Raw genomic sequence first — 17,537 nt, 5'->3', positions numbered from 1 at the left:
AATCCGCGAGCAGCCCGCCTATTGGCCATGCGAGAGTCCTTGTGCTTGCAATTTTAAATGTCTGCGGCTTTTATCCTGTACTTGACCGACCAATTGCCCACAGGCTGCATCGATGTCTTCACCGCGGGTCTTGCGGACGGTCGTGACGATGCCGGCATTATGCAGAATATCCCGAAATTTCAGGATGGCGGCGTTACTGGAGCAACGGTAATGTGATTGCGGAAACGGATTGAACGGAATCAAATTCAGTTTGGACGGCACGGTTTTCAATAGCTTGACTAAGGTGCGGGCGTCTTCCGGGCTATCGTTGATGCCATCCAGCATCACGTATTCAAAGGTGATGTGCTTGCGTGGACCGGTTTTGGCGTATTCGCGGCAGGCTTCCATCAACTCTTTTAGCGGGTATTTGACGTTGATCGGCACCAATTGGTCGCGTAATGCGTCATGCGGGGCGTGCAAGGAAACGGCGACGCTGACGTCGCAGACTTCGTTCAGGCGCTTCATTGCCGGGACGATACCCGAGGTGCTGATGGTGACGCGGCGTTTGGACAGGCCGTAACAAAAGTCATCCATCATTAAATTCATGGCTGCCACGACGTTGTCGAAGTTCAGCAGCGGCTCGCCCATGCCCATCATCACTACATTGGTGATGCGGCGTTCCGGTCCCAGGCGTTGCTGAGCCAGATAGAGCTGGCCGATGATTTCGGCGGTGGAGAGGTTGCGGTTGAAGCCTTGTTTGGCGGTCGAGCAAAAGGTGCAGGCTAGGGCGCAGCCCACTTGCGAGGACACGCATAGCGTAGCGCGGCGTTCTTCCGGGATGTAAACGGTCTCCACCCGATTGCCGCAGTGCATCTGCACGGCCCATTTACAAGTGCCGTCGGACGCCAATTGTTCGGCGACGATTTCCGGGACTTTGATCTGGCAGTGTTCTTTTAAATGACTGCGTAGCGATTTGCTCAGGTTGGTCATCTCGTCAAAATCCGAGATGCCTTCCTGATAAATCCATTTCAACACCTGGGTGGCGCGAAACGGCTTTTCGCCGAGCTCGACAAAAAAGGCTTGCAAGCCTTTTCTGTCGAAATCCAGCAGATTAATCAATGCCGGCTTAGCGGATACGGTCGCAGAGTTCATTAGCAGAGAAGAAGTAAGCGATTTCTCTCGCGGCAGATTCTGGCGCATCGGAACCGTGGACGGCGTTTTCGTCGATGCTGACTGCGAAGTCGGCGCGAATGGTGCCGGCCGCCGCTTCTTTAGGATTGGTGGCGCCCATCAGTTCACGGTTTTTCAGAACCGCGTTTTCGCCTTCCAATACTTGGACAACGACAGGGCCGGAAGTCATAAAGCTAACCAAGTCTTTGAAAAAGCCACGTTCTTTATGCTCGGCATAAAAGCCTTCGGCTTGCTCTTGGGTCAGTTGCAGCATTTTGGATGCGACGATGCGCAGGCCGTTTTTTTCGAAGCGGCTAACAATTTCCCCAATCACATTTTTAGCGACTGCATCAGGCTTGATGATTGAGAAAGTACGTTCGATTGCCATTGTGTAACTCCAGTGAGGATGTTGATTGAAAAATTAATTGCGCATTATAGCTTGTCAGGCAGGGTGTTGAAAAACGCCCTGCCGTATAGTGTGTTCCCGAAGCCGCTGAAGCGGTCCGGTTTGTGCTGAGCCGAGACCAAATTTTGGCTAGATGGAAATTTTATCGCTGCGATGGTCGTTGCCGTAGAACCAGTTAACCAACATCCGGGTGCCAGTGACCGCGGTAAATACCGAAGTGGCAATCCCAATCATCAAGACCAGTGCGAACCCCTTAACCGGGCCTGTGCCAAAGCCGAACAACAATACTGCCACGATGAAGTGGGTAACGTTGGAGTCGAGAATAGTCGCAAACGCTTTCTCGTAACCGACATATATGCTGGCCTGCCGGCTCAAGCCGTTACGCAGTTCCTCGCGGATCCGTTCGTTGATCAATACGTTGGCGTCCACCGCCATACCCACTGTCAAGACGATACCGGCCATGCCTGGCAAGGTCAGAGTGGCTTGCAACACGGACATGATGGAGATCAGCAGCACGACGTTGAATAACAAAGCAAAGTTGGCGATCAAGCCGAAAGCGCGGTAATAAGCGACCATGAAAAACACGACCAGCAGGAAGCCGGCGGTAATCGACATCATGCCTTGATCGATATTTTCCTGACCCAAGCTGGGGCCGACCGTGCGTTCTTCGACGATTTCAACCGGAGCAGCTAAGGCGCCGGCTCTGAGTAATAAGGCCAAGGTGCGGGCTTCTTCTGGGCTATCCAGACCGGTGGTTTGGAAGCGTTTGCTGAAGCTGTCGCGAATGGTGGCGACGCTGATGACTTTTTCGACTTTTTCCTTGTGTTGGACTTTCTCGCCGTTAACGACCCGGGTTTCGGATTTGTATTCGATGAACACCACGGCCATCGGCTTGCCGATATTTTCCTGGGTCATCTTGCCCATTTTCTTGGCGCCGACGCCATCCAATGTAATGAATACGGCAGGCGAACCGTCTTGATCCAAGCCTGATGACGCATCGGTGATCTGGTCGCCGGTGACGATAACCGCGCGTTTCAACAGCACTGGTGCGCCGTTTTTGTCTTTATATAAGCGGCTGCCGATAGGTTCGTGACCGCCCAACGCCGATTGCACATCATGCTCCACGTCCACCAAACGGTATTCCAGTGTGGCGGTGGTGCCTAACAATTCTTTTGCGCGGGTGGTGTCTTGCACGCCGGGTAATTGCACTACAATGCGGCTATCGCCTTGTTGTTGAATGATAGGCTCGGCCACACCCAGTTCGTTGACCCGGTTGCGCAGCGTGGTAATGTTTTGGCCCAGCGCGGATTTCTTGATTTCGCGCAGGTTGCGTTCGGGGATGTTTAATGTAAATTCATTCGGACCGCTTTCCACTAAATCCAGGCCGCGGAAGTCTTTATTGAGTACTTCTGTGGCGGCCACTCTGGATTCTTCGTTAGGCAACACGACTTTGATGCCGCCTGCTTCCTTAGAAACGGATTGATACCGAACCTTTGCATCGCGGAAGGCCGAGCGAATATCGTTGGTGTAGCGTTCTTCGGCTTGTTTCAGTGCGGAGTCCATGTCAACTTCCAGCAGGAAGTGCACCCCGCCGCGCAAGTCTAAGCCCAGGTGCATAGGGTTTGCACCGAAAGCGCGTAGCCAAGCCGGGGTGGCAGGCGCTAAATTCAAGGCGACTGTGGCTTTGCCAGACATTTGTTCGCGCAATATGTCTGCCGCTTTCATTTGTTCGTCGGTGTTATTGAATCGCGCCAGGATTTTGCCGTCGGCAAATTCAAAGCTTTTCAACGTGAAACCAGCGTTTTTGATGCTGGCGGCGACTGCGTCAGCCTGAGACTGCTGCAATGGCGTCGGACTAGACGAAGCCAATTGCACTGCCGGGTCGTTGCCATAAAGATTAGGCAACGCGTAAATCGTACCGACTAACAGCACGAAAATTACTAGGATATTTTTCCAGACAGGGAAATGATTTTGCATGGTTATTCCATTAAAAGCAGTGACAGCCAGGCTGTTGCGAATAAAAGCGGGGTATATCGCAGGGTTAAAGCAAACTTATTCTTTGGTTTTTTTGCTGTTCAAGGTTTTGTAAGTGCCTTTAGGCATCATGTTGGCGATGGCATGGCGCTGCACTTGAATAAAACTGTTATCGGATACTTCCAGTTTGACGAAGTTGTCGTCCAGTTCGGCCACTTTACCCAAAATACCGCCGGTGGTGACCACCTCGGCGCCTTTACCCAACGCAGCCAGCATTTGTTTCTGTTCCTTGGTGCGCTTGGATTGTGGGCGGATGAACAGGAAATAGAAAAATATCAGAATACCCAATGGGAACAGCATGCCTTCAAAACCGGGTTGTACGGCGGAGGGCGCTGTTTGGGCCAGCGCATCAGAAATCAAGAAACTCATGGTAATCCTCTTATTGTTATCGTCGTTTTAATGGTCCGGCCGGGCGGACAGGCGCGCATTATGCCACACTAGCAGTGCTTATCACATTACGCTGTCAATTTGCCCGGATTATGCTAGCGTTCGGCCAATTGCCTCGCCCAGTTGTACCGCTCTGCCGCTGGAGACGTCGTCGTTCCAAGCTATTTTTTCTTTACCGAACAGGACGATAATCGTCGAGCCCATATTGAACCTACCCATTTCCACGCCTTTTTCAATAATCGGCGGATTGTCATCGTAACGCCAAGTTCTGGGCTTACTGAAGCTTGGCGGCGTTACGACACCGTGCCAGACGGTTTCGACGCTGGACACGAAAATCGCGCCGACCAGAATCAAAGCCATTGGTCCGGCGGCCGTGTCAAAAATACAGGCTACGCGTTCGTTACGGGAGAACAGATTCGGCACGGCGCCGACGGTAGTGTTATTCACGCTAAACAGCCGGCCGGGAATATGCACCATTTCTTTCAAAGTACCGGTTAGCGGCATATGCAGACGGTGATAATCCTTTGGCGATAAGTAAATGGTGGCGAACGAGCCATTTTCAAAGGCCTGTGCCCGTTCGGCGTCGCCGCCCAGCAATTCCAATGCGCTATAGTCGTGGCCCTTGGCTTGAAAAATTCGACCGTTGCTGATCGGTCCGGCTTGGCTGACCGCTCCGTCTGCCGGACAGGCTATGGCGTCGGCGGCTGAGTTAATCTGTCTGGCGCCGTCTTTTAATTCGCGGGTAAAAAAATCATTGAAGCTGGCGTAGTGCTCCAGGTCTTGAAACTTGGCTTCCTGCATATTTACCCCGTACAGCTGCACGATGGACTTGATAAACAGGTTCTTCCAGATTTTGTTTTGGCAGTGAGTCAGTTTGGACATCACGCCGGAGAGTGCGTGATGCGGCAATGCGTATTGCGGCAGCACGGTAAAAGTTTCTTTTAAATTCATGATTCGGAATCGGGGGTTTTGCCGCTGATGAAATACGCAAAGGCGATGACTTCGGCGACAGCAATATAGAGTTGTTGGGGGATTTCCTCACCGAGCGGGACTTGCGCCAAAATTCGCGCCAGCTCCGGTTCGTTTTGCAGCGGTACGCCGTGTTTTTCGGCGATGGCCAGAATTTGCTGAGCGGTAAAACCTTCGCCTTTGGCGGTGACTTTCGGCGCATTTTTGCCGTCGTATTGCAGGGCGACGGCAATATCGCTGTTGTAGAAAGTTCTGCCGCTCACGCTAATTTACGGCAGATTGACCAATTCAGGGGCTTGCCAGCTTGGATCGCGATGCTCGGCGATTACCGTGGTGTAAATGCCGCCGCGCACATTGAACTCGGCGCGCAGACGCATGAAATTGGGCGAAATTGTCGCGACGATATGATCCAAAATTTCGTTGGTGACAGCCTCATGAAACGCGCCACGTTCGCGGAAAGTCCACATATACAGCTTCAAAGACTTGAGTTCCACGCATAATTTATTGGGTACATATTCCAGCACCAATTTGGCAAAGTCGGGCTGGCCTGTCATCGGGCACAAACAGGTAAATTCCGGTATGTCGATGCGAATCGTAAAGTCGCGCGCCGGCCTGGGGTTTTCGAAAGTGGTGAGGTCTGCGCTGGGTTTTGTAGTCATTGCTTAATTTGGGTTGTTAGGGATTCCGGAGTGGCGAATGGGATGTCCGCCGGTTAAGTCTGGCGATATTTTACCAGCTAAGAAGCAAAAACGTATTAAGCATTTAAACTCAATGAGTTATCGTGTAATTTTGCGCTGGCGCTTGTGTCCGGTCCCGGGTTTGTTTCTCCTGAATCAGTCGAAACAATTGATGGGCAGAATTGTCAACAACTTGCGGCGAATGATGTAAAATTATTGTTAAGGCGAATCGCAAAAACCGCTAAGATGTGAGTCTAACTTGCAGGGGAGTCGACGATGGAAATCAACACTACATACCCAAACCCAAATTCCTTGGCTAGCCAAGGTGTATCCAAAGATCAAAAAGCCGGCGGGATTGAAGCGTTGGCCGAACGCAGGAAGGTTGCCAATTCGCAAAATCAGGCGGAGAGACCCGAGCCGAGCCCAAGCGACACGGTCAGTTTGTCCCAGGAATCTTTGAAATTGGCGCAGGCTGCCAGCGGACAAAATAGTGACAGTCAGGCCCAAATTAATAGCCCGGAACAGGCGCAACAGCTGCTTGGAAGGTTAATCTCGGATATCCAAAACAATCCCGGTCAAGCGCAATCCGCTGTCGCTAATCGGCGGCCTAACAACTTAGGCGCATTGTTGAATTAGCTGCGGGCCGTTTTTAGGCCAGGGCATCGACGGCAAGAGCCAGTCTTGATGACTAGCTCGCTTCTTTCTAATCCGTTAAAACCACGTGGTTTTCCGGAACCAAATACCTCAACACGGCCGCCATCCTTTCAATTTCGATAGAAATTAACCGTAACAGGCTTCTCGATCAGTTTTTAGATTCCTAGAATCTTGGACTCCCACCTCGACAGGCCAGCACCGAGTGCAGCCAACAGATTAGAAAGAACCGCTGTTTCAGGCCGGGTCAATCATTAATCGTCATCGTTAACCGCCATGCGATACCCCACCCCCACTTCGGTGAGCAAATAACGGGGCCGCGCCGGATTGGCTTCCAGTTTGTGCCGCAATTGCCCCATATAAATACGTAGATAATGTTGATCATGTATGTGTTCAGCACCCCAAACCTCTTGAAGCAGTTGGCGATGAGTGACGACCACCCCGGCATGGCGGATTAGAATGCCGAGTAGCCGAAATTCGATTGGGGTTATGCGCACTTCGTGGTCGGCAACAAATACTTTGCGCCGTGTCAAATCAACTTTTAACTGACCGGTTTCAAAAGTCTCTTGATTGCTCAGGCTACGTGCAACCCTGCGCATTAAAGCTTGTAGCCGAGCATGCAATTCGCCGCTGCCAAAGGGTTTGGTCAAGTAATCGTCGGCCCCTGCATCCAGCGCCATGATCTTGTTTTGTTCCTGGCTGCGCGCCGACAATATCAGGATGGGCAGGTCAGACAGTTGTCGCAAGCGTCGTGTTACCGCGATTCCGTCCATGTCAGGTAAGCCCAGATCCAAGATCACCAAGTCGGGATTGGCATTGCTCAGCATCGCCAGGCCGGATTTGCCGCAGTCGGTTTCGATCATGGACCAGCCGCGAAGGCTTAGGCTGGTTTTTAGAAAACGTCGGGTTTGCGCGTCGTCTTCTATTAACAAAATTAAAGGCGCAGTAGTCATGCCAGGCTTCCAAGCGCTTCCGATTCGGCCAGCGGCGGCGGTTCGTGCAGCGGTAGTTCGATAAGAAACTCCGCGCCCTTACCGATGCGGTTTTTCACATAAATCATCCCGCCATGTGCCTCGATAATCGCCTTGCACAATGCGAGTCCCAGGCCGACCCCGTTTTGCCTGGTTTCGGAGGTGCCGCGATAAAACTTTTCGAAAATCTGAATTTGTTGGTTCTTGGCGATGCCCGGACCGTAATCCCCTAAGGTTAAGCGGAATTGATCGCTCAGCGATACAGCTTCGATGTCAATCGGGCTGCCTGGCGACGTGTACTTAACCGCGTTTTCGATTAGATTGACCAACACCTGTTCTATCAGCACGGCATCTATCCAAACAAGAGGCAAGCTATCAGGCAGCAGGGTGCGGACCGGTCTGTCCTTTAACTGCCTATCCATACGGTTCAGAGCGCTGCCGACGATTTCCTCAATGGTGTTCCAGCTCCGGTGCAAAATGATTTGACCGCTACTCAAGCGGGCCATGTCCAGAATTTTGCCGGTCAACTCCGACATGCGTTGCGCTTCTTCCAATACCGATTGATTCAGCTCTTGGCGTTCCGAGGCTGATAATCCGGCATCATTCTCGATAGCGGTACCGACCGCGCCAATGATGCGAGTCAAAGGTGTGCGCAAGTCATGGGAGATCGAGCTTAACAGGGCGTTGCGCAAGGCTTCGGTTTCGGCTTGCAGATTGGCCTCGCGGGCTCGAGCAGCTAGCTGAAATCGCTCCAAGGTTTGCGCGATTAAATGGCAGAAGGTGTTTACTTCCGGCGTTTGACTGGCCAAGGCTTCGGTTTGCAGGATGGTTAACATGCCTTGCGCGGCGCTAGATCCTTCTAGCGGGTAATAGCTTAATGGGGGCTGCAGTCTGACTTCACCTGTCTCGAAGGCCTGCTGCGCTAGTGTAAGGTCGAGGCTTTGCAGTGAAATGGGCAATGCTTGAGTCGTTTGGACTTGCAGGCAGTTTTCGGTATTGGCAATCAGCAGAATCGAATCGGTACCAAATTCGTTGTCGATATGTTCGGCCGCAATGCGTGCGACGGCGTTGTGATTCTGTGCCGCCGCCAGATCCCGACTCAATCGATAGAGCGCATTGGTATGCGATTCACGCTGTTTGGCTAACTCGGCTTGCATGCGCGATTTTTCAAGCAGACTGCCGGTGACATTCGCGACGATGATCATCACCGCCAAGCCGACGATATTTTCCAAGTCGCTAATCGCAAAGGAGAATATGGGGCGGGCAAAATAAAAGGCAAAGGTTGGTGCACTGAGTAGCGAGGCGACGATGGATGCGCTGCGGCCGTAGCGGCTGGCGACCAGAAATACGCCCAGTAAGTACGTCATCAGGATGCTGGCCGGTCCCAACAGATCGCGCAAAGGCCAATCGATCAGCGTGCAAATGAAGGGAGCGGCGATGCCCCAGGCATGGCCGAGGAAGCGCTCACGCTTTTGCGCGGATAGCCAGGCTTCAGATAGTGTCATCGGGACGTCGATATTAGCGCGTGGAGTGGGATTGTTAGCCATTCGACCGGTCAGAAAGATCCGGCATTGACCAGCATATGCGTACCGATACTGGCGAAGTAAGCCAACAGGATGACCGGGCACCATTTCATGTGGCTAGCAAAGGTGTATTGCCCCTTGGCTTGTCCCATCAAACCGATGCCCGGCGCAGAGCCGATGGCCAGCAGGCTGCCGCCGACGCCGAGGGTCAAGGTCAGCAACAACCATTGTCCTTGCGGAATATCCGGGTGCATGGTTAACACCGCAAACATAAGCGTACCGTTGTCGACGAATGCCGACGATAAACCGATCATCACATTCGCCAGAGTCGGGCTGAATTGTCCGTATAACACCTGAGAAATGGCATCAAGATAGCCGATAAAGCCCAAGCCGCCAATTCCCATCATCGCGCCGTAGAAAAACAGTAAGGTATCCCATTCCAGTCGGCCCACTTTATCGAAAATATCCAGGCGCTTGGCTTCGTTAGTCATCAAGTTTACGTCGCCGCCGCCGAAAAATAGCGAAAACTCCGACTGTTGTGAACTGCTCGGTTTATCGGATTTTTGGAGATAGAAATAAAAGAATTGTAACAAGGACAGGCCTGCCATCATGCCGGCCGCCGCCGGCAATCCCAACGCCATGTCAAAACCAACCGCCAAGCTGATGGTGACGCCGAATAGGAATAAGATGCGCTTGGCGCCGCGGGGTAACGAAATTTGCTCGGGTTCGACGATAGGTTTGTCTTTAGGTAAGGCAAAATGCATAGCCGCAGCCGGGACCAGAAAATTTACGAGACAAGGCACGAACAATTTAAAAAACTCGGTAAAACCCAGCATGCCATGTTGCCAAACAAATAGCGTCGATATGCCGCCCAGTGGGCTAAACGTACCGCCGGCATTGGTGGCAATGACGATGTTCAAGCAGCCTAAGGAGACAAAGCGCGGGCTATTTTTACCAACAGCCACCACGACAGCGCCCATTAATAAACCGGCAGTCAGGCCGTTGACGATACAGGAAATTAAAAAAACTAAAAATCCCGTTATCCAAAATAGTCGGCGATAGCTGAGGTCTTTACTGACCAGCCAGATCTTCAGCGCGTTAAAAATGCCCATGTCCTCCATCGCATTCAAATACGTCATCGAAACCATGATGAACAAGAGTAATTCAATATACGCCTGCAAGTTGCCCTTGAAGGCGGTAGTCGCCGGTAAGCTATTACCGTGTTGTTGATATGCCAGGACAATGACAAACCAGATTAAAGCTGCCGCTAGCAGCATGGGTTTGGATTTACGCAGATTGGTTACATCTTCGAGCATCGCCGAGATATAGGCAACGATCATCACGACCAGCGAAAAGTAGCCAACCCAATGTTGAGTAAGGTCAAGATGAAAGGTCTGTGGCGCTGCCGGCGCCGAGTCGGCAGAAACGAGTTCCGGAAAAATCAGTGATACCAATCCAAACAGATAATTGACCCGCAGCATGCGTTCTCCGGTTAATGAGATTAATTAAATGCCGCAAAATTGCTTGGTTTCCGGCAACTTTTGGCGATCTGCGGATTTTATTTTTAGCCGTGTAAAAAAGGCGTAAAGAGCTGGTGTTTGCGGGTAATGCCGCGGTATGCGCAAAGCTGAAGTCAACTGTATTATCTGGCGGTTTTCGGTTGCTGTAGTTGGCGGTCTGACTTATAAGTCGATTTGGTCAAGCGATGCCCGCAATCTGTTTACGTATTGATTTTCGAGACGAAATGCTGAGCTCGGTTTGGGGCCCGGTGTTAAGCCGATTTAAATTCCATTCGAATCGAAACGGCATTTCGACGATAATAGCCGGCTTTGTAATCCGCGCCGGAATCCCCATCGCCAGTCATGAAGCTGGAAAAAATCAAACTTTCGGGTTTTAAATCCTTTGTCGATCCCACCACGATACCGATCAATGGCAATCTGACCGCGATTGTCGGTCCTAACGGTTGCGGCAAATCCAATATCATCGACGCAGTGCGTTGGGTGATGGGCGAGAGCTCGGCCAAGCATTTGCGCGGCGGCAATATGGCCGACGTGATTTTCAATGGCTCGTCGGGCCGCAAACCGGTCAGTATGGCGTCAGTCGAATTGGTGTTCGACAACAGCGAGGGCAAGGCTGGCGGCGAATATTCACAGTACGCCACCATTTCCATCAAGCGCCAGGTTAGCCGAGATGGGCAATCGCTATTCATGTTGAACGGCTCCAAATGCCGGCGCAAGGATATTACCGATCTGTTTTTGGGTACCGGTCTCGGTTCGCGTAGCTATGCGATCATCGAGCAGGGCACGATTTCGCGGATGGTGGAAGCCAAGCCGGAAGATTTGCGGGTGCATATCGAGGAAGCGGCGGGGGTTTCCAAATATAAGGAACGGCGCTCGGAAACCGAAACCCGCATGCGCCATACCCGCGAGAATCTGGAGCGCTTGAACGACTTGCGCGACGAAGTCGAAAAGCAAATCAAGAATCTGGCCAAGCAGGCCGAAAAAGCCGAAAAATATACCGAGCTGAAAAAGCAGGAACGCCAATACAAGCAAGAGCTGTTGGCGATGCGCTGGCAAAACTTTCAGCGTTCTGCGCAGAAGTTGGAAGAAAAGCTGCAAAGTATCGCCGCCGAACACAATCGTTTGTTCGTGTTGCTGCGCGATACTGAAAAAGGCATGGAGTTGAAGCGCGGCGAACAAAAAGCCCAGCAGCAGCACCTGGATAGCACCCAAGCCGAATATTATGCCGTGGTCGCCGAAGTCAGTCGACTGGAACAGACCATCAAGCACAATCAAAAAAGCCACGAAGAAACCCTGGTTGAGATCAATCGCTTGAAACTGCAAGCCGAACAGGCGCAATCTGAATGCGAACAAGATAGGCAACAGCTGGAAGAAATTCGTCAGACCTTGCTGGAAGCGGAAGAAACCATGATCGTGGCCCGCGAGCGCGAGGAAGATTTGCTGGGCATTCAGCAAGACGCGCATCTGCAAAAGCAGCAATGGCAGCAGCAGTGGGAAGCTTTTTTGGCGGAAAACGCCGGTTATCGAGAGCAAGCCGAAGTGCAGCGGACCAAGCTGGTACAGCTGGAAAATCAAAACCGCCAGTTGCAGACCCGCTTAGATAAATTAAATAGCGAACGCGGCGGCCTAGCTGACACCCAATTGCAACTGGAATTGGAAACCTTGGATAGCAGTATCGAATTGATCGAAGCCGAGCGCGAGCAGTTGCAGCAACAGCTGGATACCGTTTTGCAGCGCATCGCCGAACTAAGGCCGGCCATCAAACAGCTGCATGATAGCCTGCACGCCAGTCGCGCCGAGTTGCAGAAGGTTAACGGCAAGATCAGTTCCTTGGAATTATTGCAGCAGCACGCGATGGGCAAGGACAAAAAAGAGTTAGGCGTGTGGCTGGAACAAGTCGGGTTGGAGCAACAACCGCGCCTTGCCGAGTTTCTGGATGCCGAGGAAGGCTGGGAAACCGCCGTGGAAACGGTGTTGGGCAGTTACCTGGAAGCGATCTGTGTGGATAGCGCCGATTCGATATTGGGCGAGTTGCAGGATTTGACCAAGCAGTCTTTGGTGGTTTTTGAAACGCACGCTAACCCGGCCGGCGCTAGTGCCGACTCCGTCGCATTGGCGAGTAAGTTGCGCAGTCGCTGGGATTTATCCAGTTTGTTGAGCGGCATTTATTGCGCTGAGACTATGCAGCAAGCCCGGCAAATGCATCTGCAGGCGCACGAGTCGGTGGTATTGGCCGACGGCACTTGGTTAGGTAAGGACTGGATCAAAATCAGCCGTGGTAGCGACAGCAAGGCTGGGGTATTGCACCGAGAAAAGGAATTACGCGAACTGAAGCAGCGGCAAAGCGAATTGCAGATGATGATAGCCGAGGACGAAGAGCAATTAGCCCACTCCGAACAAGAGTTGAAGGCCGCCGAGAGTAATCGCGAGCAATATCAACAAAAGGAAAAGCTGCTCAGCGCTGAGTTTTCCGCGAAGAGCGCCGAATACAGCGCGCAGTCGGCTCGTTTCGAACAGCAAAAACGCCGCCTGGAACAGCTCGATCATGAGATCGAAGAAATCAGCCAGCAGCTGGCGGAAAACGCTGAGAGTATTTCCGAAGCGGAAATGATCAAGCAGGACGCCGAGCAGGCCTTGGGTGATTTGGGTGACAAGAAAACCGAATTGGAGCAACTAAATCAACAGATTCAAGCGCAACAGCAAAACACCGATGCCTCGGTTGATGAAGCACGCCGGCATTTGCATCGTTTGCATGCGCAAATCGAATCGCTGAAGTCTTCGGAAGTGCTGACCGCGAAACAGATCGAGCGCTTGCAATTGCAGCATCAGCAATCGGCTGATCGAATCGCTGAATTGGAAAACAAGTTGCACTTTTCATTAGCACCGCTCGACGATGAGAAAATGCAGTTGGAAGAATTGTTGGAGCGTAAAGCCGAATTCGAGGATAACTTGCAGTCCGAGCGTCAGGCCCAGCAAGCCAGCGAACAGACGGTCAGTCAGTTGGCCGAGCAATATTCGCAAACCCAACGGTCCCTGGAAAAACAAAAAGAGGCTTTGGATCAGGTACGTTTCGAGCAGCAAGATAGCCGAGTCAGGCAGCAAACCATTGCCGAGCAATTGACGGAGGTGGATGCCGATCCGGAGGTGATTCTAAGCAATCTAACCGAAGGCGCGAGCGAAACGAAATGGAAAAATGCCGTCGATGAGCTGACTGATCAAATAGAAAAGTTGGGATCCATAAATTTGACAGCGATCGAGGAATTCAAAACCCAATCCGAACGGATGAAGTTTTTAAACGAGCAGCACGACGACTTGGTTGATGCCTTGAATACTTTGGATCAAGCGATTAGCAAGATCGACAAGGAAAGCCGCCAGCGCTTTAAAGAGACTTTCGACAAGATCAATAGTGGCTTGAAAGAAAAGTTTCCGCGTTTGTTCGGTGGCGGTCAGGCTTATCTGGAGTTAACCGAAGACGACTTGCTTGAAGCCGGCGTCAACATCATTGCTCGGCCGCCCGGCAAGCGCAACAGCTCGATTCATTTGTTGTCCGGCGGTGAGAAAGCTTTGACTGCGGTGGCTTTAGTGTTTTCGATATTCGAGTTGAACCCGGCGCCGTTTTGTTTGCTGGATGAAGTCGATGCGCCTCTGGATGATGCTAACGTCGTGCGCTTTTCGCAGATGGTGGAAGACATGTCGGCAACCGTACAGTTTTTGTATATTTCGCACAACAAAGTCACAATGGAAATTGCAAAACATCTGGCAGGTGTTACCATGAAGGAGCCTGGAGTATCCAGAATGGTGGCGGTTGATATTGATGAAGCAGTGAGCATGGCAGAAAGCTAATGGATAAAGAATTATTAAGAGTCGTGATTATTTTGATCGGCGTGCTGGTGATGATCGGCATGGTGTTGTGGCATTTCGTCAAATCGTTGCGAGAAAGACGCACGCCTGACGATTATTACGACGAGGACTCTTACGACGACCGGGTGGTTGACGAGTTTTCGGTTGAGGAAGACGACGATGAGATGGATGTATTTGCGTTGGGCACCGAGTTGGTTGATGGAGATGCTCTGTTAGACGATCAAGCCATCAAGCCCAGCCCAAAACCCACTGCTGATGCCTCTCGCAAGGATGTCGAGAAAAAACAAGCCGCGACTTTGGCTCATTCGCGGCGTTTGGAATTGCCAGCTTTGATCGAGTTCAGCATCGTTGCCCGTGCCGACCAAGGCTTTAATGGCGAAGATCTGTTCGAGGCTTTCGAACGTGTGGGCTTACGCTATGGTAGTGTGCGGGTATTCGAGCGTGTGGATGCTAACCGTATGGTCGATTTCGCGGTCGCCAGTATGGTTGACCCCGGTACTTTCCCTGACACCGGGCTACAAGACTTTTATTGTCCCGGCATCGTGTTTTTTATGCAACCGCGCGAAGTCGATGCGCCGTTGGCGGTATTTGATGACTTCATGGAGACCATCGATACGTTGGCCGACGAACTTGACGGCGTTGTCTGGGATAACCAGCGGCAGCCGCTGACTGCTGAAACAGTCGCGCAATTCAGACAAATATTGGCCAAGGCCGCCTAAAGCAGTACCTCGCGGGGGCAGGGCAGCCGCCGCATTTATTCTGTAAACCTAACGAATTAACTAGAAGCTAAGTGGATCAAAAAAATATCAGAAATTTCTCCATCATTGCCCATATCGATCACGGGAAATCGACATTGGCAGACCGATTCATTCAAATTTGTGGCGGCTTAAGCGACCGGGAAATGGAGGCGCAGGTACTCGATTCCATGGATCTGGAACGGGAACGTGGCATTACCATCAAGGCGCAAAGCGTCACCCTGGATTACAAGGCCAGCGATGGCGTCACCTATCAGCTGAACTTTATCGACACGCCGGGCCACGTGGACTTTTCCTATGAAGTTTCGCGCTCCCTGGCGGCTTGCGAGGGCGCATTGCTGGTTGTGGATGCCGCCCAAGGCGTCGAAGCGCAAAGCGTCGCGAATTGCTACACCGCCATTGAACAAGGTTTGGAAGTCGTGCCGGTCTTGAATAAGATCGATTTGCCGTCAGCTGAACCCGAGCGGGTGATGGAAGAAATTGAGAATGTGATCGGCATTCCGGCCGACGAAGCTTTGAAGATCAGTGCGAAGACCGGCATCGGCGTGGAAGCGGTGCTGGATCAATTAATTCAAAAGATTCCGCCCCCGGCCGGCGACGAGAATGCGCCGTTACAGGCTTTAATCATCGATTCCTGGTTCGACAACTATTTGGGCGTGGTGTCCTTAGTGCGCATCGTCAACGGTAGTCTGCGCAAAAAGCAAAAAATTACCGTCATGTCGACCGGTAAGTCGTTCTTAGTCGACAAGTTGGGCGTTTATACCCCCAAGCAATTGGAAAAGCAGCAACTCAACACCGGTGAGGTGGGATTCATCGTCGCCGGCATCAAGGATATTTTTGGCGCACCGGTTGGGGATACCATTACCGCGACAGATAACCCTGCCACTGAAGCCTTACCGGGTTTTGAAAAAGTCCAGCCCCGAGTGTTTGCCGGTTTGTATCCCGTCAGTTCCGACGACTTTGGCGCCATGCGCGAAGCGTTGGATAAATTGCGACTAAACGACTCGGCACTCAATTACGAGCCGGAAACCTCGCAAGCGCTGGGTTTTGGCTTTCGTTGCGGTTTCCTCGGCATGTTGCATATGGAGATTGTCCAGGAACGGCTGGAGCGAGAATACAATATCGATCTGATTACCACCGCGCCGACCGTTATTTACGAAGTGGAAACCCATGGCGGCGAGATCGTCATGGTCGATAACCCGGCTAAACTGCCGGATGTCGGCACCATTGTTGAGATTCGCGAACCTATCATTTTGGCGAATATTCTGGTGCCGCAAGCCTACTTGGGCAACGTGATAAATCTGTGCATCGAAAAACGCGGCATTCAGAAAAACATGCAGTATGCCGGTAGTCAGGTGTCGCTGAGCTACGAGTTACCGATGAGCGAAGTGGTGCTCGACTTCTTTGACCGTTTGAAGTCGGTCAGTCGTGGTTATGCGTCTTTCGATTACGAATTTTTGCGCTTCGAGCCGGCGCCGCTGGTTAAGCTGGACGTCTTGATCAATGGTGACAAAGTCGATGCCTTGTCTATTATTGTGCATCGGGATTTGAGTCAGAATCGTGGTCGAGATTTAGTCGAAAAGATGAAAGACCTGATTCCACGACAAATGTACGAAGTGGCTATCCAGGCGGCTATCGGTGCAAAAGTCATCGCCCGCTCTACGGTCAAAGCCATGCGCAAAAACGTCACAGCCAAATGTTATGGTGGTGACATTACCCGTAAGAAAAAGCTGCTGGAAAAACAGAAAGCCGGTAAGAAACGCATGAAGCAGGTGGGTAGTATCGAGATTCCACAGGAAGCCTTCCTGGCGGTGTTGCAGGTCAATAAAGAGTAATAACGATCAATTATGGATTACGATTTTTCATTTTTCCTGGTGGTAGCCAGTTTTGTCACCGGCGTTGTCTGGGGTGGCTATAGCTTATATCTGAAGCGGGCAAATTTGCCTTATCCTACTGAGAACGAGCCGCTATTGGTCGAATATGCCCGTTCGTTTTTCCCGGTGGTATTGATCGTATTGTTGCTGCGCTCGTTTCTGTTCGAACCTTTCCGGATTCCCTCGGGATCGATGATGCCGACATTGTTGGTCGGTGATTTTATTTTGGTGAATAAATTCAGTTATGGGGTGCGTTTACCGGTGCTGAACACCAAGGTTATCGAAATGGGTGAACCCAAGCGCGGCGACATCGTGGTGTTTAGGTTTCCGAAACAACCGGAAGTTGATTACATCAAACGGGTGATTGGTTTGCCGGGTGACCGCGTCGCTTACTTTGATAAAAAGCTTTACGTCAACGGCGTACCCGCCAAGCAAGTGTCGTTGGGACGTTATCAAGGCGTCGGGCAGGGCAGCAATATGAGTGGTGCCGAGCGTCTGGAAGAGGATTTGTTGGGGGTTGAGCATTCCATCCTGGTGAGTCACGGGGCTTCGTCTGTAGAGGATGTGTTCGTGGTGCCGCAAGGCCAGTATTTCGTCATGGGTGATAACCGCGACAACAGCAACGATAGTCGTTATTGGGGTACGGTACCGGAAGCTAATCTGGTGGGTAGAGCCTTTTTTATCTGGATGAATTGGGACTGGCAAAATAACGGTATTGCTTTCGACCGGCTAGGCACCGTGCTGCGTTGAGCGGTTTGCT

15 protein-coding genes are annotated in these 17,537 nt (G+C 51.7%); 5 read left to right on the top strand and 10 right to left on the bottom strand.

The genetic code is table 11. From position 1 onward, the window contains the following. Positions 1 to 18 precede the first annotated feature (18 nt). The 7 genes from rlmN to queF form a co-directional block, all read right to left on the bottom strand. Positions 19 to 1,131 carry a dual-specificity RNA methyltransferase RlmN gene (rlmN, locus tag EBB_RS24970; protein ID WP_020485276.1) on the bottom strand — a complete coding sequence of 371 codons (1,113 nt, stop codon included), beginning with the start codon at positions 1,129 to 1,131 and terminating at the stop codon, positions 19 to 21. Continuing rightward, entirely contained in the window at positions 1,106 to 1,537 is a 432-nt protein-coding gene (ndk, locus tag EBB_RS24965; RefSeq protein WP_033155547.1) for a nucleoside-diphosphate kinase, read from the bottom strand. The genes rlmN and ndk overlap by 26 nt, the downstream gene beginning before the upstream one ends. A gap of 147 nt (positions 1,538 to 1,684) precedes the next feature. Continuing rightward, positions 1,685 to 3,532 (bottom strand): protein translocase subunit SecD, encoded by a 1,848-nt coding sequence (secD, locus tag EBB_RS24960; RefSeq protein ID WP_192396330.1) that lies wholly within the window; start codon positions 3,530 to 3,532, stop codon positions 1,685 to 1,687. Between the two features lie 75 nt (positions 3,533 to 3,607). Beyond that, positions 3,608 to 3,958: a preprotein translocase subunit YajC gene (yajC, locus tag EBB_RS24955; RefSeq protein ID WP_082769132.1), complete on the bottom strand. Its 351-nt coding sequence runs from the start codon at positions 3,956 to 3,958 to the stop codon at positions 3,608 to 3,610. A 108-nt stretch (positions 3,959 to 4,066) separates the two neighbouring features. Then, the gene (gene asd, locus EBB_RS24950) at positions 4,067 to 4,927 is read right to left on the bottom strand and encodes an archaetidylserine decarboxylase (RefSeq protein ID WP_192396329.1); all 861 of its coding nucleotides are present in this window, start codon (positions 4,925 to 4,927) and stop codon (positions 4,067 to 4,069) included. Beyond that, positions 4,924 to 5,208 (bottom strand): EscU/YscU/HrcU family type III secretion system export apparatus switch protein, encoded by a 285-nt coding sequence (locus EBB_RS24945; RefSeq protein WP_026603899.1) that lies wholly within the window; start codon positions 5,206 to 5,208, stop codon positions 4,924 to 4,926. The genes asd and EBB_RS24945 overlap by 4 nt, the downstream gene beginning before the upstream one ends. 6 nt (positions 5,209 to 5,214) lie before the next feature. Next, positions 5,215 to 5,604 carry a preQ(1) synthase gene (queF, locus tag EBB_RS24940; RefSeq protein WP_192396328.1) on the bottom strand — a complete coding sequence of 130 codons (390 nt, stop codon included), beginning with the start codon at positions 5,602 to 5,604 and terminating at the stop codon, positions 5,215 to 5,217. A gap of 294 nt (positions 5,605 to 5,898) precedes the next feature. Between queF and EBB_RS24935 the strand changes: the two genes are divergently transcribed. Continuing rightward, positions 5,899 to 6,258 carry a hypothetical protein gene (locus EBB_RS24935; RefSeq protein WP_192396327.1) on the top strand — a complete coding sequence of 120 codons (360 nt, stop codon included), beginning with the start codon at positions 5,899 to 5,901 and terminating at the stop codon, positions 6,256 to 6,258. Between the two features lie 269 nt (positions 6,259 to 6,527). Here the strand turns inward: EBB_RS24935 and EBB_RS24930 are convergent, their stop codons facing one another. The 3 genes from EBB_RS24930 to nhaD are packed head-to-tail and all read right to left on the bottom strand — an operon-like array spanning position 6,528 to position 10,248. Then, positions 6,528 to 7,226 (bottom strand): response regulator, encoded by a 699-nt coding sequence (locus tag EBB_RS24930; protein ID WP_192396326.1) that lies wholly within the window; start codon positions 7,224 to 7,226, stop codon positions 6,528 to 6,530. Continuing rightward, a complete protein-coding gene (locus EBB_RS24925) occupies positions 7,223 to 8,791 on the bottom strand; it encodes a DUF4118 domain-containing protein (protein ID WP_225587751.1) in 1,569 nt (522 codons plus the stop codon). The genes EBB_RS24930 and EBB_RS24925 overlap by 4 nt, the downstream gene beginning before the upstream one ends. Before the next feature lie 8 nt (positions 8,792 to 8,799). Next, entirely contained in the window at positions 8,800 to 10,248 is a 1,449-nt protein-coding gene (gene nhaD / locus EBB_RS24920) for a sodium:proton antiporter NhaD (protein ID WP_192396325.1), read from the bottom strand. Positions 10,249 to 10,629: 381 nt separating this feature from the next. On the opposite strand from nhaD, the gene smc reads away from it, so the two are divergent. From smc to lepB, 4 genes are all read left to right on the top strand, one after another. Then, a complete protein-coding gene (gene smc / locus EBB_RS24915; RefSeq protein WP_192396324.1) occupies positions 10,630 to 14,130 on the top strand; it encodes a chromosome segregation protein SMC in 3,501 nt (1,166 codons plus the stop codon). Continuing rightward, positions 14,130 to 14,867 (top strand): cell division protein ZipA C-terminal FtsZ-binding domain-containing protein, encoded by a 738-nt coding sequence (locus tag EBB_RS24910; protein WP_192396323.1) that lies wholly within the window; start codon positions 14,130 to 14,132, stop codon positions 14,865 to 14,867. Before smc ends, EBB_RS24910 begins: the two co-directional genes overlap by 1 nt. 71 nt (positions 14,868 to 14,938) lie before the next feature. Next, complete coding sequence (gene lepA / locus EBB_RS24905; RefSeq protein ID WP_192396322.1) at positions 14,939 to 16,738, top strand: translation elongation factor 4; 1,800 nt, start codon at positions 14,939 to 14,941, stop codon at positions 16,736 to 16,738. 12 nt (positions 16,739 to 16,750) lie between these two features. After that, positions 16,751 to 17,527, top strand: coding sequence for a signal peptidase I (gene lepB, locus EBB_RS24900; RefSeq protein ID WP_033155536.1), 777 nt, complete (start codon positions 16,751 to 16,753; stop codon positions 17,525 to 17,527). Positions 17,528 to 17,537 lie beyond the last annotated feature (10 nt).

Origin of the sequence: Methylomonas fluvii (assembly GCF_014850975.1) — a bacterium.
Classification (GTDB): domain Bacteria; phylum Pseudomonadota; class Gammaproteobacteria; order Methylococcales; family Methylomonadaceae; genus Methylomonas; species Methylomonas fluvii.
The sequence above is the reverse complement of the archived record's forward strand: the minus strand, read 5'-3'. Positions and strand labels throughout refer to the sequence as shown.

Coding starts and splice junctions, on each gene's coding strand:
- rlmN (WP_020485276.1), bottom strand. CDS start 1,131: ATGAACTCTGCGACCGTATCCGCTAAGCCGGCATTGATTAATCTGCTG.
- ndk (WP_033155547.1), bottom strand. CDS start 1,537: ATGGCAATCGAACGTACTTTCTCAATCATCAAGCCTGATGCAGTCGCT.
- secD (WP_192396330.1), bottom strand. CDS start 3,532: ATGCAAAATCATTTCCCTGTCTGGAAAAATATCCTAGTAATTTTCGTG.
- yajC (WP_082769132.1), bottom strand. CDS start 3,958: ATGAGTTTCTTGATTTCTGATGCGCTGGCCCAAACAGCGCCCTCCGCC.
- asd (WP_192396329.1), bottom strand. CDS start 4,927: ATGAATTTAAAAGAAACTTTTACCGTGCTGCCGCAATACGCATTGCCG.
- queF (WP_192396328.1), bottom strand. CDS start 5,604: ATGACTACAAAACCCAGCGCAGACCTCACCACTTTCGAAAACCCCAGG.
- EBB_RS24935 (WP_192396327.1), top strand. CDS start 5,899: ATGGAAATCAACACTACATACCCAAACCCAAATTCCTTGGCTAGCCAA.
- EBB_RS24930 (WP_192396326.1), bottom strand. CDS start 7,226: ATGACTACTGCGCCTTTAATTTTGTTAATAGAAGACGACGCGCAAACC.
- EBB_RS24925 (WP_225587751.1), bottom strand. CDS start 8,791: ATGGCTAACAATCCCACTCCACGCGCTAATATCGACGTCCCGATGACA.
- nhaD (WP_192396325.1), bottom strand. CDS start 10,248: ATGCTGCGGGTCAATTATCTGTTTGGATTGGTATCACTGATTTTTCCG.
- smc (WP_192396324.1), top strand. CDS start 10,630: ATGAAGCTGGAAAAAATCAAACTTTCGGGTTTTAAATCCTTTGTCGAT.
- EBB_RS24910 (WP_192396323.1), top strand. CDS start 14,130: ATGGATAAAGAATTATTAAGAGTCGTGATTATTTTGATCGGCGTGCTG.
- lepB (WP_033155536.1), top strand. CDS start 16,751: ATGGATTACGATTTTTCATTTTTCCTGGTGGTAGCCAGTTTTGTCACC.